Source organism: Sphingomonas sp. GW821-FHT03E12, assembly GCF_059420685.1.
In genome coordinates, this window is sequence record NZ_JBWKUF010000006.1 from 43,558 (window position 1) to 58,870 (window position 15,313).

Sequence of the window (15,313 nt, forward strand, 5' to 3'; positions counted from 1 at the left end):
AAATACTCGCGCCATCCATCGTGATGGGGATGCCGAAACATATTCTTCCGAGAAGTCTCGCTCTTGCAGCGGCCGCACTTCTGCTGCCCGGCGCCGCACCTGCCGAGCGACGCTATACCGTGATCATGTCGGGAGATGCCAAGGGCAGCCTGCGCGTGATCGAGACGACCGATGGCGCGCAGCGCTCCTTCCTCAGCTTTCGCGATCGCGGTCGCGGCCCCGATCTCGAGACGGTGATTCAGCTCGATCCCCGGGGTTTTCCAATCCGCCTCGCGATCTCCGGCACCGACTATCGCCGCATTGCAACCGCCGAAAATTTCGCCGTCTCCGGCATCCGCGCGACGTGGACCAGCGCGGTCGACCAGGGCAGCGCCGCTGCCGGCGGCTATTATGTCGCCAATGAGGGCGATGCCGAAGCGACCGCGATGCTCGCCCGCGCCCTGCTTGCCGCCCCGGGGCGCAAGCTCAAGCTGCTCCCGTCGGGCGAAGCATCGATCCGCAGCCTCGCCACGCGACCGATTACCGGTGGCGGCACGGCGACGCTTTTCGCGATCGACGGTCTCGGCATGTCGCCGTCGGGCATCTGGCTGGACGGCAATCGCCAGCTCTTCGCCAGCGGCAGCAACTGGATCGGCGTGATCCGTGAAGGGCATGAGGCCGAGCAGTCGGCATTGCTCGCCGCCGAAGCCGATGCGTTCCAGCAAGCTGCGCGCGCGACAGCCAAGCGGCTGACACAGAACAACCCGGCCGGGGTACTGATCAGAGGCGCGCGGCTGTTCGATGCCGAGACGCGAACGCTGCGTCCCGGCACCAGCGTGCTCTTGCGCGGCGAGACGATCACAGCGGTCGGCGCGGACGGGAGCATCGCCGCACCCGCCGGCGCCAGGGTGATTGACGCGCGCGGGCGCGTGCTGATCCCGGGGATGTGGGACATGCACGTCCATGTGCTCGGGTCAGAGGAGGGGGTGATGGCGCTCGCCGCCGGGGTAACCACGGCACGCGATCTCGGCAATGACCCGGTGCCTCTGAAGCGGATCACCGATCAGTTCGACAGCGGCGTGCTGCTCGGCCCGCGCGTGCTCAAGGCCGGGCTGATCGACGGACGCGGCCCCTTTGCCGGCCCGACCAAGTCGCTGGTGACCACCCCGGCCGAGGCGGAAGCCGAGGTCGACCATTTCGCCGCGCTCGGCTATCCCATGGTCAAGCTCTACAGCTCGATCCCCGTTGACGCGGCGCGTGCAGCGATCGCGCGTGCCCACGCCAAGGGAATGCGCGTCGGCGGGCACTTGCCGTCCGGTCTCACGGCCAGTGACGCTATCGCGCTCGGCTACGACGAGATTCAGCACGGCAATATGTGGCTGCTGAGCTTCCTTGGCCCCGAGGTGCTGGCGCGCAGCCAGACCCCTTCGCGCTTCATCGACGCCTATACGCGTGGGCACGAGATCGATCCCGATGGCCCCGCCGCCCGCGAGTTCGTCGCCCGGCTCAAGGCGGCCGGCACCGTGGTCGACCCCACACTCGTCACCTTCGAGAACATGTTCACCGGCTGGAAGGGGGAGATGGCGGCGGCGACCGTGCCCTGGGCATCGCGCATGCCGGCGACATCGCTGCGCGGCACCCGGGCGGGAGGTCGGGCGAAGACCCCGGAGGAGCTCAAGGCCTATCGCGCCTCGTTCACGCGGATGCAGCAGCTGCTCAAACGGCTGCACGATGCCGGCGTCCCCGTGGTCAACGGCACCGACGGCGGCGCGGCGCTCTATTCACGCGAGCTCGAGCTCCATGTCGCCGCAGGCCTCGCCCCCGCCGACGTCCTCTATAACGCCACGCTCGGCGCCGCGCGGGTGATGAAGCTCGATGCCACTACCGGGTCGATCGCAAAGGGCAAGCGCGCCGACCTGGTGCTGCTCGACGGCGACCCGCTCGCCCGGATCGGCGCTGTGCGGTGCGCCGCCCTGGTGATCAAGCAGGGTACGGTCTTCGACGGCGATGCGCTCGCGATCGCCGCCGGCCTCGCCCCGCGCCGCGGGCGCTGCGTATGACGACGCGGCGCGCGCTGCTGGGCGGCGGTGCTGCATTCGCCGCGAGTACGCTGATCGGTGCCGCTCCCCCGCCCCGCTGGGGTGAGCGCGACTATGCCCGCGCGACGGTGATCGACGGCCAGGGTTCGACCGGCGGCGGACAGCGCATGACGCCGGAGGTGATCGCCGCGATCCAGGCCGCGGGGATGACCGCGCTCAGCATGACCGTCGGCCGCGTCGGCAGCGGCCCCGGCCAGTTCCACGATTCGGTAGCCGAGGTCGCGCGCGTCGCGCAGATGTGTCTCGACCACCCGAAATTGCTGATCCTCGTGCGTACCGCCGCCGACCTTGCCGAGGCGAAGCGCAGCGGGCGGCTGGGGATCATCTGCAACTTCCAGGATACCAGCCCGCTCGAAGGCGATCTCGCCCATGTCGCGCTGTTCCGCGCGATGGGCGTGCGGATGATCCAGCTCACCTACAACACCCGCAACCTTGCCGGCGACGGCGCGATCGAGCGCGCCGATGCGGGCCTGTCCGACTATGGCCGCCGCGTGATCGCAGAGATCGAGGCGCAGAAGATCGCGCTCGACCTGAGCCATGGCGGCGCGCGCACCATCGCCGAGGGGGTCGCTGCGGCGACGCGGCCGATGGCGATCAGCCACACCGGCTGCCGCGCGCTCAACGATGTGCCGCGCAATGTCGGCGACGCGACGCTGCGCGCGATGGCCGACAAGGGCGGCGTCGCCGGCATCTACCTGATGCCGTTCCTGCGCGCCTCCGGCCAGCCGCGGGCGGAGGACCTGATCCGCCATATCGAGCACGCCTTGAACATCTGCGGCGAGGATCATGTCGGCATCGGCACCGACGGTTCGCTCACCGCGCAGCGCACCGATGCTGCGGCCTATGCCGCACAGCGCGAATTCTACGAAAGCCGCGCGAAGCGCGGGATCGCGGCACCGGGCGAGGCGCCCGACGTGCTCAACCTCATTCCCGATTACACCAGCCCGCGCCGGTTCCTCGACATCGGCCGCGACCTCGCGGCACGCGGCCATCCGGCGCGGCGCATCGACAAGATTCTGGGCGGCAATTTCGCGCGCCTGTATGGAACGCTGTGGCCCGACAACTGAGGGGGAAACCATGAAGATCATGCTCGCCGCACTTCTCGCCACGGCGGCATTCGTGCCGCCTGCAGCAATCGCACAGCAAGCCCCCGCCGCGGTCACCGCCCGGCCGATCACGATACCGCCGCTTGCCTATACCAAGCGTATGCTGGCCAACGGCATGACGGTCTACGCGCATCGCGATCCCAAGGCGGCGTCGGTCAGCGTCTATGTCTGGTACCGAACCGGCCAGCGCGACGACCCCAAGGGGCGCGGCGGCTTCGCACATCTGTTCGAGCATCTGATGTTCAAGCCGACGCGCAACCTGCCGCAGGGGGTCAGCGCGTTCCAGGCCAGCTTTGCCGAAAGCTCCAACGCCACCACCCTGTTCGACACCACGCTCTATACCACGAGCGCGGCCGCCAACCGGCTCGAAAGCCTGTTGTGGATGGAGGGCGAGCGGCTCAGGAACCTGATCGTCGACGAGAAGCAATATGCCTCCGAACGCGACGTGGTGAAGGAGGAACTGCGCCAGCGCATCTTCGCCCAGCCCTATGGCCGGATCCTGCACCACCTGATCCCCGGCTTCGTCTTCACCACCCATCCCTATGGCCGGCCGATCGGCGGTACCGCCGCCGAACTCGATCGCGCGACCTTTGCCGAGGTGAGCGCATTTCACGAAGCCTTCTACCGCCCCGACAACATGGTCGTGGTGGTCGCGGGCAATTTCGACCCCGCCCAGTTGGACAGATGGACCGACCGCTATCTCGGTGCGATCCCAAAGCCATCGACGCCGCTGATCGTGACGCCGCCCGTGCGTGAGCCCGAGCGGACGGCACCGCGCCTGGTCGATGCTTATGCGCCCAATGTTCCGCTGCCGGCGATCATCACCGCCTGGATCGCACCGCCCGCCGCCGATCCCGACTCCGCCGGAATCGACGTGGTTGACGCTTTGCTCACCCGCAACACCACCGGCCGGCTCAACCGCGCGCTGGTCAGCGGCAAGGGGCTGGCGGTGAGCAACAGCACCTTCAACTTCCTCACCCGCGACGGGCATGCCTATGCCATCGTCACCACGCTGGCCAAGGGCGCCAAGGTCGCGGATGCCGAGGCCGCGCTGGCCGGCGAGTTCACCGCAATCCGCGACCAGCCGGTGAGCGCCGCCGAGCTCGACGCGGTCAAGAGCGCGCTGCTCGGCGATGCGCTGACCGCGCGTGAGACGACGCAGGGGCGTGCGCTGCTGATCGGCGACGGTGCGACGCTGGCCGACGATCCCGGCATGGCGGACAAGAGGCTCGCGGCGATCCGTGCGGTGACTCCGGCCGATGTCCAGCGCATCGCCGGGCGCTGGCTCGCCGACCGCCGCCGCGTCACGATCCGCTACCAGGACGAGAGCCTGCGCCCGGCGGGCTATACCGGCGACACCTCCCCCAACGCGGTCGAGACGATGGGCGTCACCGTGCCGCCCGCAACGCGCCCGCCGCTGAGCTTTGCCAGCGCGGCAGAGCGCGAACAGCCGCCTGGTCCCGGGCCGCAGCGCCGCCAGCCGCCGGTGATCGCCGACGGCAAGCTCGTCAACGGGCTGACCGTCGTCAGTGCACAGTCAACCGACCTTCCGATCGTGACGCTCGAACTGGTGCTGCCCGGCGGGGATTCGAGCGACCCGGCGGGGCATGCCGGCCGCGCCGACCTGACTGCCGCACTCATGCTGCGCGGTGCCGGCGGACGCGACGCCGCCGCATTCGGCGCCGCGCTCGACCGCCTCGGCGTTCGCATGGCGGCAAATGCGACCCCGGACGCGACGATCCTGCGCATGACCGTTCCCGCCGCGAATGCCGAGGCAGCAGCGGAGCTGATGGCCGATATCGTGATGCGCCCCACCAACGACGCGGCGGAACTTGGCCGCGAACGCCGCCGGCTGACGGATGCCATCGCCGTGAGCGAGCGTCAGCCGGTTCAGCTCGCTATGCGGCTGCTGCCCGCGGCCGTCGCAGGCGGCACACCCTATGGCGGCGTCGCAACCGCTGCGACATTGGCCGCGGTCGACGGCGCGGATATCGCAAAGGCGCGCGCTGCATGGGGTCCGCGCAGCGCCACGCTGGTCGTGACCGGTGCACTCGACAGGCGCGCCGCAACGGCGCTCGCTCAAGGCGCGTTCGGAGCCTGGCAGGGGGGTGCAGTTGCTCCCCTCCCAGCCATTCCCGACCCCAGACCGCGGATCGTCGCGGTCGATCTGCCCGGCGTCGCGCAGACCGCAGTGGTCGCGATGCTACCGGTCGGACCGCGTTCGGCCGGCGACCATCGCGCGCTTCAGGTCGCCAATGCCGTGCTCGGCGGCGGCATGAGCGGCTGGTTGAGCAAGGAGATCCGCGAGAAGCGCGGGCTCAGCTACGGCGCGGGCAGCCAGATCGATATGCGGCGCGGCGCCGGCTATGTGATCGCGGCGACCCAGACAAAGACCGAATCCGCGCCCGAGGTGGTCGACCTGGTCCTCGCGCAGTTCACCCGGTTGGCCGCCGCGCCCCCGGATGCAGCGGCGATCGCCGAACGCGGCGATTCGGTCGCGCGCGGTCTCGTCACCCGGACCGACCGCACCGCCAGCCTTGGCGATTATCTCGCCGATCTGGTGGCGACCGGCGTCCCGCTATCGGTTGCGCGCAGCGAGCTCGGGGCGGCACCGGAGGTGAGTGGGCCGGCGCTGGCGGCGGCGGCACAGCGGCTCGATCCCAGGCGCGCCGTGGTGCTGGTTGTGGGCGACAGCAAGACCTGGCTGCCCGCGCTCAAGGCCAAATATCCTGCAATCGAGATGTCCGATGCGGCGGGGCTGATGGCGCAATGATCCTCGCAACGCTTCTGGCCGTGCAGGCGGCCCCTGTCGCGGAGGTCGCGCAGGACGTCGCCTGGCACAACCGCCAGCAGCTTGCGCTCGCCGAACGCGGTGCGGCCCAGGGGTGGCGGACGACCGCCTCGGGCCTGCGCTGGCGGCGGATCAAGGGGGATGGATCGGGCGCCCGCCCGACCGCCGCCGATCGCGTCACCGTCCATTATGTCGGGCGTTTCGTCGACGGCGCTGAATTCGACAGCTCGGTCGCGCGCGGCGAGCCGGTGAGCTTTCCGCTCGGCCGGGTGGTGAAGGGGTGGACCGAGGGGGTCCAGTTCGCCGGGGTCGGCGACACGATCGAACTCGCGATCCCGGCGGTGCTCGCTTACGGCTTCAAGGGCCGCGGGCCGATCCCGGGCGGGGCGACGCTGATCTTCGCGATCGAACTGATCGCGATAGCACCGCCCGCGCCCTGATCGTCAGGACGTCGGCGAGAGCGACTTCACCACCTTGCCGGCTTCGTCGAGGAAATCGATCGAGGCGGCGCCCTCGGCGGTGACCTTCAGCGCAATCCGCGGCCGCCCCTTCTCGTCGCCCAGGATGACGGTCGATGCGCGATCGCGCGTCTTGCCCGCGTAGAGCCGCTGGCTCACCCCGAACCCGCCGGCGGCCAGCTTCTTCGCCATCTCCGTCTTGGCCGCCCCCTCGGGCATCTTGCGATATTGGTCGAGCAGGTCGAGGTCGAGCGGGGCTTCGGGCCGGTCGTTGACGATCATCGCCGCCCAGCGCCGCCCGTCATATTCGTTCTGCGTCAGCTGGATCACCTGGTCCTGCTCGAACTGGTCGAAGCTCAGATGCCCGCCGCCGGATGTCTTGCCGTCCTTCCCGCGCTGGCCGCTGAACGTCAGGCCGCCATTCTCGGTCCCCTCATTGTTGTAGAAGATGATCCCGGCGCCGCGGTTGCCGCTGGGGTGGGGCCGCTCCTTCCCGTGGAAGATGATGCCGGGCGAACGGCTGGTGTTGGACACGATCATGCGCAGCGTGCCGTCGTCCTCGCGGACGTTGATGCGCTTGACGTCGATCGTGTCGAACGATGCCTTGCCGCCGGCGGCACCGCCCGACTGCGCGACCGCGCCACCAGTGTTCATCATGCCAACGGCCCCCACCGTCAGCACCGCCGAATAGACCATCAGCAACTTGGTCGGGTCGATCTTCATTGGGTCCTCCTCACATTGGGTAGATATCGGTCTCGCAATTCGGTCTGGCGCGAGGTCATCGGTTGCGCGACCCCGCGGATATAGATCGCCACCGGCCGCGTGGTGGTTTCGAGCGGATCGCCGTCCCACAGCACCACGTCCCCGTCCTTGCCCGGCTCCAGCGAGCCGATTCGATCGGCAAGGCCAAAGATCCGCGCCGGGTTGATCGTGATCGCGGCGAGCGCCGCCGCGTGCGGCAGCCCCTCGGCGACGGCATTCCCCGCATTCTGGCGCAACTCGCGCTCACGCTGCGGGCCGTTGGGCTCGAACGCGATCGTCACCCCCGCCGCGTGCAGGCGCCGCGCATTGGTCAGCGTCGCACCCAGCATCTCGAAGCTCGCCGGGACATTCTCGATCGGGGTCAGCAGCACCGGCACCTTCGCCGCGGCGATCTCCGGCGCGACCCGCCATCCCTCCGCCGCGCCTTCCAGGATCAGGCGAAGACCCTGCGCACGGGCAAAGTCGAGCATCTCGCGGATGTCCGACGCGCGGTTGATGGTGACCAGCAGCGGCATCCGTCCCTCGACCAGCGGCACCAGAGCCTCGAGATCGGCGCGCGACAACGACAGTGGCGACATCGCGCCGCGATCATAGTCCGCGCGCCGCCGCGCATAGGTCCGCACCTCATCCAGCGATGCGCGCAGCAGCGCGAGCGCCGCACCGCGCGATCCGCCGCCGCGCTCGGCGCCGTCCTCGCCCATCGCCAGCACCATCGCGACACCCCGCCGGGTGAGCATCGCGCCGCCGGTGCCGAGTTGCACCGCCGCTGCCTGTCCGGCGAACAGGAGTTCGCGGTCGCCGCTTCGGGCATAGCCCGGCACGACGATCGAGCGGGTGATCCCGCCGAGCCGCGCGACCGGGATCAGCACCGACTCGGGATTGAGTCCGTCGCCGGCATCGAGGGCGGCGCTGACCGCCGGGCTGGTCGAGGCGCGATCGTCGGTCGCCGCGACCGAGCGGGCCTCGACCAGCCCGAGCGTGGTGTAGGGCGCGACGAAACCGGGCGTCGCCACCCTGCCCGCAGCATCAACCACAGGCACGCCCGGGGGCGGGGCGATGCCAGCGCCGATAGCGACGACGCGGCCCGCACGAATCACCACCGTGCCGCGCGGAATCTCGCCAGCCGGACCCATGCTGAGGATGCGCGCATTGACGATCGTTATATCTTGCCCCGCCGCGGGCATCGCCATGAAGCAGGCGAGGAAGGCGCTGGTGCGGCCGATCATCGCATCATCTCCGGCTGGCCCAGCATCATGTCGCTGCGCTGGCGCGCTTGCATCGCCGGATCGGCGCGATCCCAGACCAGCACACCGTCGATCCATACGCGCTCGGCCAGCGCATAGACGCTGAGCGGATCGGCACCCCAGATCACGACATCGGCCGCCTTGCCCGGCTCCAGCGATCCGGTCAGCCGATCGATGCCCATTGCTCTCGCCGGGTTGAGCGTGATCCACTTGATCGCCGTCCCGCGATCGACCGCCAGCCCCGATGCCCGGCCCGCAGCCATCGCGATCCCCGCCTCCTGATTAAGCCGCTGGCCGAGCAGGCCATCGTCCGAATGTAGCACCGCACAGCCGCCCGCCGCCTCGATCATCGCGGCATTCTCCTCGATCCCGTCGAACGATTCCATCTTCGCCCCCCATGCCTCGGCCCAGGTAGCGATGCAGATGCCTTCGCGTGTCAGCAGCGGTGCGATCTTGTACGCCTCGCTGGCGTGATGGAAGGCGGCAATGCGGAAGCCGAACTCGCGCGCGACGTCGATCATCACCGTCATCTCGTCCGCACGATAGCAATGGTTCTGGACGCGGATCTCGCCCTTGAGCACCCCCGCCAACGTATCGAGCTGCAGATCGCGACGCGGCGGCTCCCCCGCCCCCTTGGCACGCCACGCGTCCCAGCGCCGGGCATAGTCGGCGGCGGCGATCCAGGCGGCGCGATAGCCCGCGACATTGCCCATCCGCGTCGCCGGCGCCCGCCCGCGCCCGCCGAACGTCGCCTTGGGATTCTCGCCGCATGCCATCTTGAGGCCGTATGGCGCGCCGGGCAGCTTCATCGCCTGAACGCTCGTCGCCGGCACGTTGCGCACCGTCACCGATCGCCCGCCGAACAAATTGGCCGATCCCGGCAGCAGCTGAAGCGTCGTTACCCCCGCCGCCCGGGCGAGGCGGAACTTGGGGTCCTGCGGCCACACCGAATGCTCGATCCATGCCTCAGCGGCGTTGGGCGCGGTCGCCTCGTTGGTATCGTCATGCGCGGGGATCGACGGAGAGCCCGATGCGCCGAGGTGGGAATGCGCGTCGATCACCCCCGGCGTCACCCATTTGCCGCGCGCGTCGATCACCGCATAGCCCGCCGGCACCGCCAGCGCCTGCCCGGCCGCCTCGACCTTCCCATCGCGCAGCAGCAATGTCGCGTCGGCGATCTCCGCACCGGTCCCGGTCAGCAGGGTCGCGCCGACGATCGCGAGCGGCCCCGACGGTGCCGGGACATAGGTGCTCGGAAACGGGTCCGGCACCGCCTGCGGATCCAGGCCGCGCGGCAGCTCCGCCACTGCGGCCAGCAGCGGCGACAGCATCACGATCGCCCAACCTCGTCTCACCTCGACCGGCATTTTTCTCCCCCTTTCAAGCGACGATGGACCGGCCAGGCGAATCCCCCAGCCGATCAATCGGATGGCGGATTTGCGGGCGCCATCCATCCTTCCAAGCGGGGCCGCTCGCGACGAATGCGGGTTGCGAAAGAAATGGGAGAAGGGGTGGCTGATCTTCGTCTTGCACGCCGCGCGGCGGGGCTTTCGACCGTGTTTCCGGGGTCGCATTTTCCGTCGGAGCTGGACGATGGCGTGATCGCGTTCGATTCAGGGTTCGCCGCGTCCGATCTGCTCCCGGATCTCACGCCGTTCGCACAGGCCGCGCTCAATGAATATCGCGCGGAAACGCTGCAATATTCCGCCGGTCAGGGCCAGCCGCTGCTGCGCGAATGGATCGCCGATCTCATGAACCGCGACGGCTGCGCGCTGACCGCGCAGAACCTGCTGATCATCAACGGCGCCAAGAACGGCCTCGATCTCATCTCACGACTGCTCCTCGACGAGGGCGACGCGATCGTCGTCACCGCACCGATGTACTTCACCGCGATCCCGATCTTCGGCGTCTATGGAGTCGAGTTCATCGAGATCGGCCAGGATGAGGCCGGCATCCGCATCGACGAACTCGAAGCCACCCTTGCCCGCCGCGCGGCAGAAGGCCTGCCGCCGCCCAAGCTGATCTACAACGTCGCCGATTTCCATAACCCCAGCGGGGTGACGATGCCGCTCGACCGGCGCCGCGCACTGGTTGACCTCGCCGCACGTCATGGCATCGCGGTGATCGAGGATACACCCTATCGCCGCGTGCGGTTCGAGGGCGAGGCCGTTCCTTCGCTCAAGGCCCTCGATACTCATGGCGTCGTCCTGCATGTCGGCACCTTCTCCAAGCTGGTCGCGCCGGGGCTGCGGATGGGGTGGATCGCCGCCGATCCCGAGATCATCGCGCGGCTGATCCGGCTCAAGGCGGAGGGCGGATCCTCGGCGCTGATCCAGCGCATTCTCTACGAGTTCGGGCGCTCGCCGGCGTTCGAGGCGCATATCACTCGCGTGCGCGACGCCTACCACCTGCGCCGCGACCGGATGCTGGCGGCGCTCACCCGCGAGTTACCCGAGGTCCGCGTGCAGGTGCCCGAGGGCGGCTATTATCTGTGGCTCACCCTGCCCGCGCACGTCGACGGCGACCGGCTTGCCGCCAATGCCGAAGTGGCCGGGATCAACCTGATCGCAGGGAGCCGCTTCTTCGCGGGCGCCACGACTGGCAATTGCGCGCCGCCGCGCAACCATGTCCGGCTGTCCTACAGTTTCGCCACCCCCGACACGATCGAAGCCGGCATCGTCCGCCTGGCCGAGGTCTATCGTGCGATGACCGCGCGGTGAGCAGCGCCAACGATCCCGCACTGGTCGAGATCAGCGGCGTCGGCAAGACCTATGACGGCGCGCACTGGGCGGTCGCCGACCTCGACCTGTCGGTACGCCGCGGCGAGTTCCTGACGCTGCTCGGGCCGTCGGGATCGGGCAAGACCACGACGCTGATGATGCTTGCCGGGTTCGAGCGCATCAGCAAGGGCGACATCCGCCTCGACGGCGCGTCGCTCGCCGACAAGCCGCCGCATCGCCGCAACATGGGCGTCGTGTTCCAGAACTACGCGCTGTTCCCGCACATGACGGTCGCGCAGAATCTTGCTTTCCCGCTCGCGGTGCGCGGTATTCGCGGTAGCGCGGCAAGGGCGCGGATCGCCGACGCGCTCGCCCTGGTCAATCTCGAAGGATTGGGCGCCCGCCGCATCAACACCATCTCCGGCGGGCAGCAGCAGCGCGTCGCCCTGGCGCGCGCGCTGATCTTCAACCCCGATGTCGTGCTGATGGACGAGCCGCTCGGCGCGCTCGACCGCCAACTGCGCGAGAAGCTTCAGGTCGAGATCAAGCAGATTCAGCGCCGCACCGGCGTCACGGTGATCTACGTCACCCACGATCAGGCGGAGGCACTGGCGATGAGCGATCGCATCGCTGTATTCGCCGGCGGGCGGCTGCAGCAGGTCGATACACCGCGCGCGATCTACGACACGCCGACGAACGCCTTCGTCGCCGGCTTCATCGGCGAGAACAACCGGCTCGACGGCGTCGTCGTCGAGCGCAGCAGCGATCGCTGCACGGTCGAGATCGCGGGGGGCGCCAGGATTCGCGCCCGCGCCAGCAATGGCCTCGCTGCGGGGGACCGCGCCGTCGTTACCGTCCGGCCCGAAGCGGTACAGACCGGTCAGGATGCCGGCACCCTCGCCAACCATTTCGACGCGATGATCGAGGATCGCCTGTATCTCGGCGACCACATGCGCATCTACGCCAGGCTGCCCGGCGGCGGGCAGATCACTGCACGCTCGCCGGGGGCGGTTCGCGACGATCGGATCGCGCTCGGCTGGACGGTCGACAGCGCGTTCGCCTTCGCTCAAAAAGACGCTGTGGGAGGCGCAAACGGATGATTCCAAGGGGGTTTGGAATAGGGTTCGCCGGTCTTGCCGCCTTGCTGGCATTGGCCGGATGCGATGCCGCCAAGGAACCGCGGCCACTCACCATAGTCGGCTGGGGCGGAAGCTCGCAGGCGGCTGACCGGCAGGCACTGGTCGCACCGTTCAGCAAGACCACCGGCATCGCGGTGCGCGAGGACAGCTGGCACGGCGGCATCGGTGTGATCCGCACCAAGGTGCTGGGCGGCGATACCAGCTGGGACGTCGTCCAGGCAGAGACCGAGGAGATCATCCTTGGCTGCGAGGAAGGCCTCTTCGAGCCGCTCGACTGGGCAGCGCTCGGCGGGCGAGAGACCTTCACCGATGCCGCGATCAGCACCTGCGGGGTCGGATCGCAGCTCTGGTCGTATCTGATCGGCTATGACGGCGATCGCATTGCCGGTGCCGGTCCCCAGAGCTGGGGCGATTTCTGGGACGTGCGCCGCTTCCCCGGCAAGCGTGGCATCCGCAAGACCCCCAAATATGCGCTCGAGATCGCGCTGATGGCCGATGGGGTACCCGCTGCCCAGGTCTATCCGCTGTTACGCACCCGCGCCGGAGTCGACCGCGCCTTCCACAAGCTCGACGAGCTCAAACCCCACGTCGTGTGGTGGTCGTCGGTGGCGCAGGTGCCCGACCTGCTCGGGTCGGGCGAAGTCGTGATGTCGGTCACCAGCCCCGGCCGCCTCGTCGTCGCCAACCGCGACGAGAAGCGCAACTTCAAGCTGCAGTGGAACGGCAACATCTATGCCGTTGATTATTGGGCAATCCTCAAGAACAGCCCGCGCAAGGCCGAAGCGATGCAATTCATTCGCTTCGCGACCCGGCCCGAAAACCAGATGAATCTGGCGCGGATCATGCCCACCGGCCTCACCAACCGCGCGGCCCAGGAAGCGATCGAGCCGCGCTGGCGTGAGAATACCGCGACCGAGCCCGAGAATATGAAGCGCGCGCTCAAGCTCGATGGCGATTTCTGGGTCGAATATGGCGATGAGCTCACGCAGCGCTTCAATGCCTGGGTCGCACGGTGAAACGCTTCTGGCCATTCGCGCTGCTCGCTCCACTGCTCATCACGCTGTTGGTCGCCTTCGCTGCGCCGGTCGCGATGATGCTGACGCGGGGGGTGAGCGAGCAGGAATTGCCTGCGGTCATGCCGCGCACCGCTGAGGCCTTGCGCGCCTGGGATGGCGCTGCCCTGCCTCCCGACGCCGCCGCAGCAACCGCAGCAGGAGAGATGCGCGCGGCGCGTCACGCCGGGACGATCAACCGCATCGCCAACCGCCTCAACTATGACATTGTCGGCTCGCGCAGCCTGATCTTCGCGACCGCTGCCCGGCTCGATCAAGGCGCAGCCGGCGGTTCGGTCACCGATCTCGCCCGGATCGATCCGCGCTGGGGCGATCGGGCGACCTGGTCGGCGCTGCGCCATGCCAGCGGGCCAACGAGCAGCTTCTACCTCTGGGCCGCACTCGATCGCCGCGTCGACCCTGACGGCAATGTCGTCTCCGTCCCGGACGAACAGGCGGTATTCACCGGGATCCTGCTGCGCACCTTCAAGATCAGCGCGATCGTGGCCTTGCTCTGCATCGTGCTGGGCTATCCCGTCGCCTATCTGGTCGCGAGCGCCCCGCCCAGGCTGGCCAATCCGCTGCTGATTATCGTCCTGCTGCCCTTCTGGACCTCGACGCTGGTGCGAACCACCGCCTGGGTCGTGCTGCTCCAGACCAACGGCGTGGTGAACGGGCTGATCCAGGCGTTCGGGCTCGCGCAGGCGCCGCTGCCGCTGCTCTACAGCCGGACCGGAGTTTACATTGCCATGACGCACGTGCTGCTGCCCTTCTTCATCCTGCCACTCTACGGCGTGATGCGGGGGGTGCCGCCCGACACGCTGCGCGCGGCGCGCTCGCTCGGCGCCGGACCGGTCTCCGCGTTCGTCCGCGTCTACTTCCCGCAGACCCTGCCCGGCGTGATCGCAGGCGCGGTGATCGTGTTTACGCTGGCGCTTGGCTATTACGTCACCCCGGCATTGGTCGGCGGCGGCGCCGATCAGATGGTCAGCGCTTCGATCGCCTTCTACACCAACCGCTCGCTCAACTGGGGCATGGCGGCGGCGCTCAGCATCCTGCTGGTGATTCCACTCGGCGCTGTGCTGATCCTCGGCCGCACCGTCTCTGGCTGGCGGCCGATATGAGCGTGCCGGCTTCCAGGGGCGAGCGGGTCGCGCGCATCGCGCTGATCGGGGTCGCGGGGCTCGTCCTCGCCTTCCTGCTGCTGCCGATCCTCGCGATCGTGCCGATGTCGTTCAACCCGACCAGTTTCCTCGTCCTTCCCGAGAACGGCCTGTCGCTGCGCTGGTACCGGATGCTGGCGGCGTCGCCCGACTGGACGCGCTCCTTCGCCAACAGCCTGATCATCGCCGGCGCGACCACCGCGATCGCGACCCCGCTCGGCACGCTCGCCGCGATCGGGCTGGTCAATCTGAAGTCGCGCGCGCGACCGCTGGTCGTCGCCCTGCTCGGCGCGCCGTTGGTAGTACCGGTGATCGTCGTCGCGATCGCCTTCTACTTCCTGTTCGCGCCCATCGGCCTCACCAACAGCTTCGTCGGACTGATCATTGCGCATACCGTCCTTGCGGCGCCCTTCGTGGTGATCGTGGTCGCCGCCTCGCTCCATGGCTTCGACGGGTCGCTACTGCGCGCGGGCATCAGCCTTGGGGCGCCACCATTGACGGTATTGCTTCGTGTGCTGCTGCCGCTGATTGCGCCCGGTGTCGCAGCAGGGGCGGTGTTCGCGTTCATGACTTCGTTCGACGAGACCGTCGTCACCTTGTTCCTCGCCGGGCCCGAGCAGCGCACGCTGCCGATCCAGATGTTCGAGGGGGTACGCGAGCAGATCAGCCCGGCGATCACCGCCGCCGCGACGCTGCTGGTGATCGCCTCCACCTTGCTGCTGGGGAGCGCCGAGCTGCTGCGCCGGCGGGCGGAGCGGCTCTACGGACCGCCCACCCACTAGGGCGGATCGACATTCAGC

Annotated in this window: 12 protein-coding genes; 9 read left to right on the forward strand and 3 right to left on the reverse strand. The window is 68.8% G+C overall.

Annotated features, from left to right (window positions below; all coding sequences use genetic code 11):
- The first annotated feature begins 125 nt into the window (after window positions 1-125).
- Genes AC07TU_RS18280 through AC07TU_RS18295 form a run of 4 tightly spaced genes read left to right on the forward strand, consistent with a single transcriptional unit; the run spans window position 126 to window position 6,415 of the window.
- Window positions 126-2,039 carry an amidohydrolase family protein gene (locus tag AC07TU_RS18280; RefSeq protein WP_495189360.1) on the forward strand — a complete coding sequence of 638 codons (1,914 nt, stop codon included), beginning with the start codon at window positions 126-128 and terminating at the stop codon, window positions 2,037-2,039.
- Complete coding sequence (locus AC07TU_RS18285; RefSeq protein WP_495189361.1) at window positions 2,036-3,145, forward strand: dipeptidase; 1,110 nt, start codon at window positions 2,036-2,038, stop codon at window positions 3,143-3,145. The genes AC07TU_RS18280 and AC07TU_RS18285 overlap by 4 nt, the downstream gene beginning before the upstream one ends.
- A gap of 10 nt (window positions 3,146-3,155) precedes the next feature.
- Window positions 3,156-5,957, forward strand: a complete 2,802-nt coding sequence (locus AC07TU_RS18290) for a M16 family metallopeptidase (protein ID WP_495189362.1) — start codon at window positions 3,156-3,158, stop codon at window positions 5,955-5,957.
- Window positions 5,954-6,415 (forward strand): FKBP-type peptidyl-prolyl cis-trans isomerase, encoded by a 462-nt coding sequence (locus AC07TU_RS18295; protein ID WP_495189363.1) that lies wholly within the window; start codon window positions 5,954-5,956, stop codon window positions 6,413-6,415. The genes AC07TU_RS18290 and AC07TU_RS18295 overlap by 4 nt, the downstream gene beginning before the upstream one ends.
- A 3-nt stretch (window positions 6,416-6,418) precedes the next feature.
- On the opposite strand, the gene AC07TU_RS18300 is transcribed toward AC07TU_RS18295, so the two are convergent.
- From AC07TU_RS18300 to AC07TU_RS18310, 3 genes are read right to left on the reverse strand one after another with little or no spacing between them, the layout of a single operon-like run.
- The gene (locus tag AC07TU_RS18300; protein ID WP_495189364.1) at window positions 6,419-7,156 is read right to left on the reverse strand and encodes a hypothetical protein; all 738 of its coding nucleotides are present in this window, start codon (window positions 7,154-7,156) and stop codon (window positions 6,419-6,421) included.
- The gene (locus AC07TU_RS18305) at window positions 7,153-8,421 is read right to left on the reverse strand and encodes an amidohydrolase family protein (protein WP_495189365.1); all 1,269 of its coding nucleotides are present in this window, start codon (window positions 8,419-8,421) and stop codon (window positions 7,153-7,155) included. Before AC07TU_RS18305 ends, AC07TU_RS18300 begins: the two co-directional genes overlap by 4 nt.
- Entirely contained in the window at window positions 8,418-9,806 is a 1,389-nt protein-coding gene (locus AC07TU_RS18310; RefSeq protein ID WP_495189366.1) for an amidohydrolase, read from the reverse strand. The genes AC07TU_RS18305 and AC07TU_RS18310 overlap by 4 nt, the downstream gene beginning before the upstream one ends.
- 144 nt (window positions 9,807-9,950) lie before the next feature.
- On the opposite strand from AC07TU_RS18310, the gene AC07TU_RS18315 reads away from it, so the two are divergent.
- The 5 genes from AC07TU_RS18315 to AC07TU_RS18335 are packed head-to-tail and all read left to right on the forward strand — an operon-like array spanning window position 9,951 to window position 15,295.
- Window positions 9,951-11,159, forward strand: coding sequence for an aminotransferase-like domain-containing protein (locus AC07TU_RS18315; protein WP_495189367.1), 1,209 nt, complete (start codon window positions 9,951-9,953; stop codon window positions 11,157-11,159).
- Window positions 11,156-12,259 (forward strand): ABC transporter ATP-binding protein, encoded by a 1,104-nt coding sequence (locus AC07TU_RS18320; RefSeq protein ID WP_495189368.1) that lies wholly within the window; start codon window positions 11,156-11,158, stop codon window positions 12,257-12,259. Before AC07TU_RS18315 ends, AC07TU_RS18320 begins: the two co-directional genes overlap by 4 nt.
- Complete coding sequence (locus AC07TU_RS18325; RefSeq protein ID WP_495189369.1) at window positions 12,256-13,314, forward strand: ABC transporter substrate-binding protein; 1,059 nt, start codon at window positions 12,256-12,258, stop codon at window positions 13,312-13,314. Before AC07TU_RS18320 ends, AC07TU_RS18325 begins: the two co-directional genes overlap by 4 nt.
- The gene (locus AC07TU_RS18330; RefSeq protein WP_495189370.1) at window positions 13,311-14,474 is read left to right on the forward strand and encodes an ABC transporter permease; all 1,164 of its coding nucleotides are present in this window, start codon (window positions 13,311-13,313) and stop codon (window positions 14,472-14,474) included. Before AC07TU_RS18325 ends, AC07TU_RS18330 begins: the two co-directional genes overlap by 4 nt.
- On the forward strand, window positions 14,471-15,295 hold the full coding sequence (locus tag AC07TU_RS18335) for an ABC transporter permease (RefSeq protein WP_495189371.1): 825 nt from the start codon (window positions 14,471-14,473) through the stop codon (window positions 15,293-15,295). The genes AC07TU_RS18330 and AC07TU_RS18335 overlap by 4 nt, the downstream gene beginning before the upstream one ends.
- The last annotated feature ends 18 nt before the right edge of the window (window positions 15,296-15,313 follow it).

Coding starts and splice junctions, on each gene's coding strand:
- AC07TU_RS18280 (WP_495189360.1), top strand. CDS start 126: ATGTCGGGAGATGCCAAGGGCAGCCTGCGCGTGATCGAGACGACCGAT.
- AC07TU_RS18285 (WP_495189361.1), top strand. CDS start 2,036: ATGACGACGCGGCGCGCGCTGCTGGGCGGCGGTGCTGCATTCGCCGCG.
- AC07TU_RS18290 (WP_495189362.1), top strand. CDS start 3,156: ATGAAGATCATGCTCGCCGCACTTCTCGCCACGGCGGCATTCGTGCCG.
- AC07TU_RS18295 (WP_495189363.1), top strand. CDS start 5,954: ATGATCCTCGCAACGCTTCTGGCCGTGCAGGCGGCCCCTGTCGCGGAG.
- AC07TU_RS18300 (WP_495189364.1), bottom strand. CDS start 7,156: ATGAAGATCGACCCGACCAAGTTGCTGATGGTCTATTCGGCGGTGCTG.
- AC07TU_RS18305 (WP_495189365.1), bottom strand. CDS start 8,421: ATGATCGGCCGCACCAGCGCCTTCCTCGCCTGCTTCATGGCGATGCCC.
- AC07TU_RS18310 (WP_495189366.1), bottom strand. CDS start 9,806: ATGCCGGTCGAGGTGAGACGAGGTTGGGCGATCGTGATGCTGTCGCCG.
- AC07TU_RS18325 (WP_495189369.1), top strand. CDS start 12,256: ATGATTCCAAGGGGGTTTGGAATAGGGTTCGCCGGTCTTGCCGCCTTG.
- AC07TU_RS18335 (WP_495189371.1), top strand. CDS start 14,471: ATGAGCGTGCCGGCTTCCAGGGGCGAGCGGGTCGCGCGCATCGCGCTG.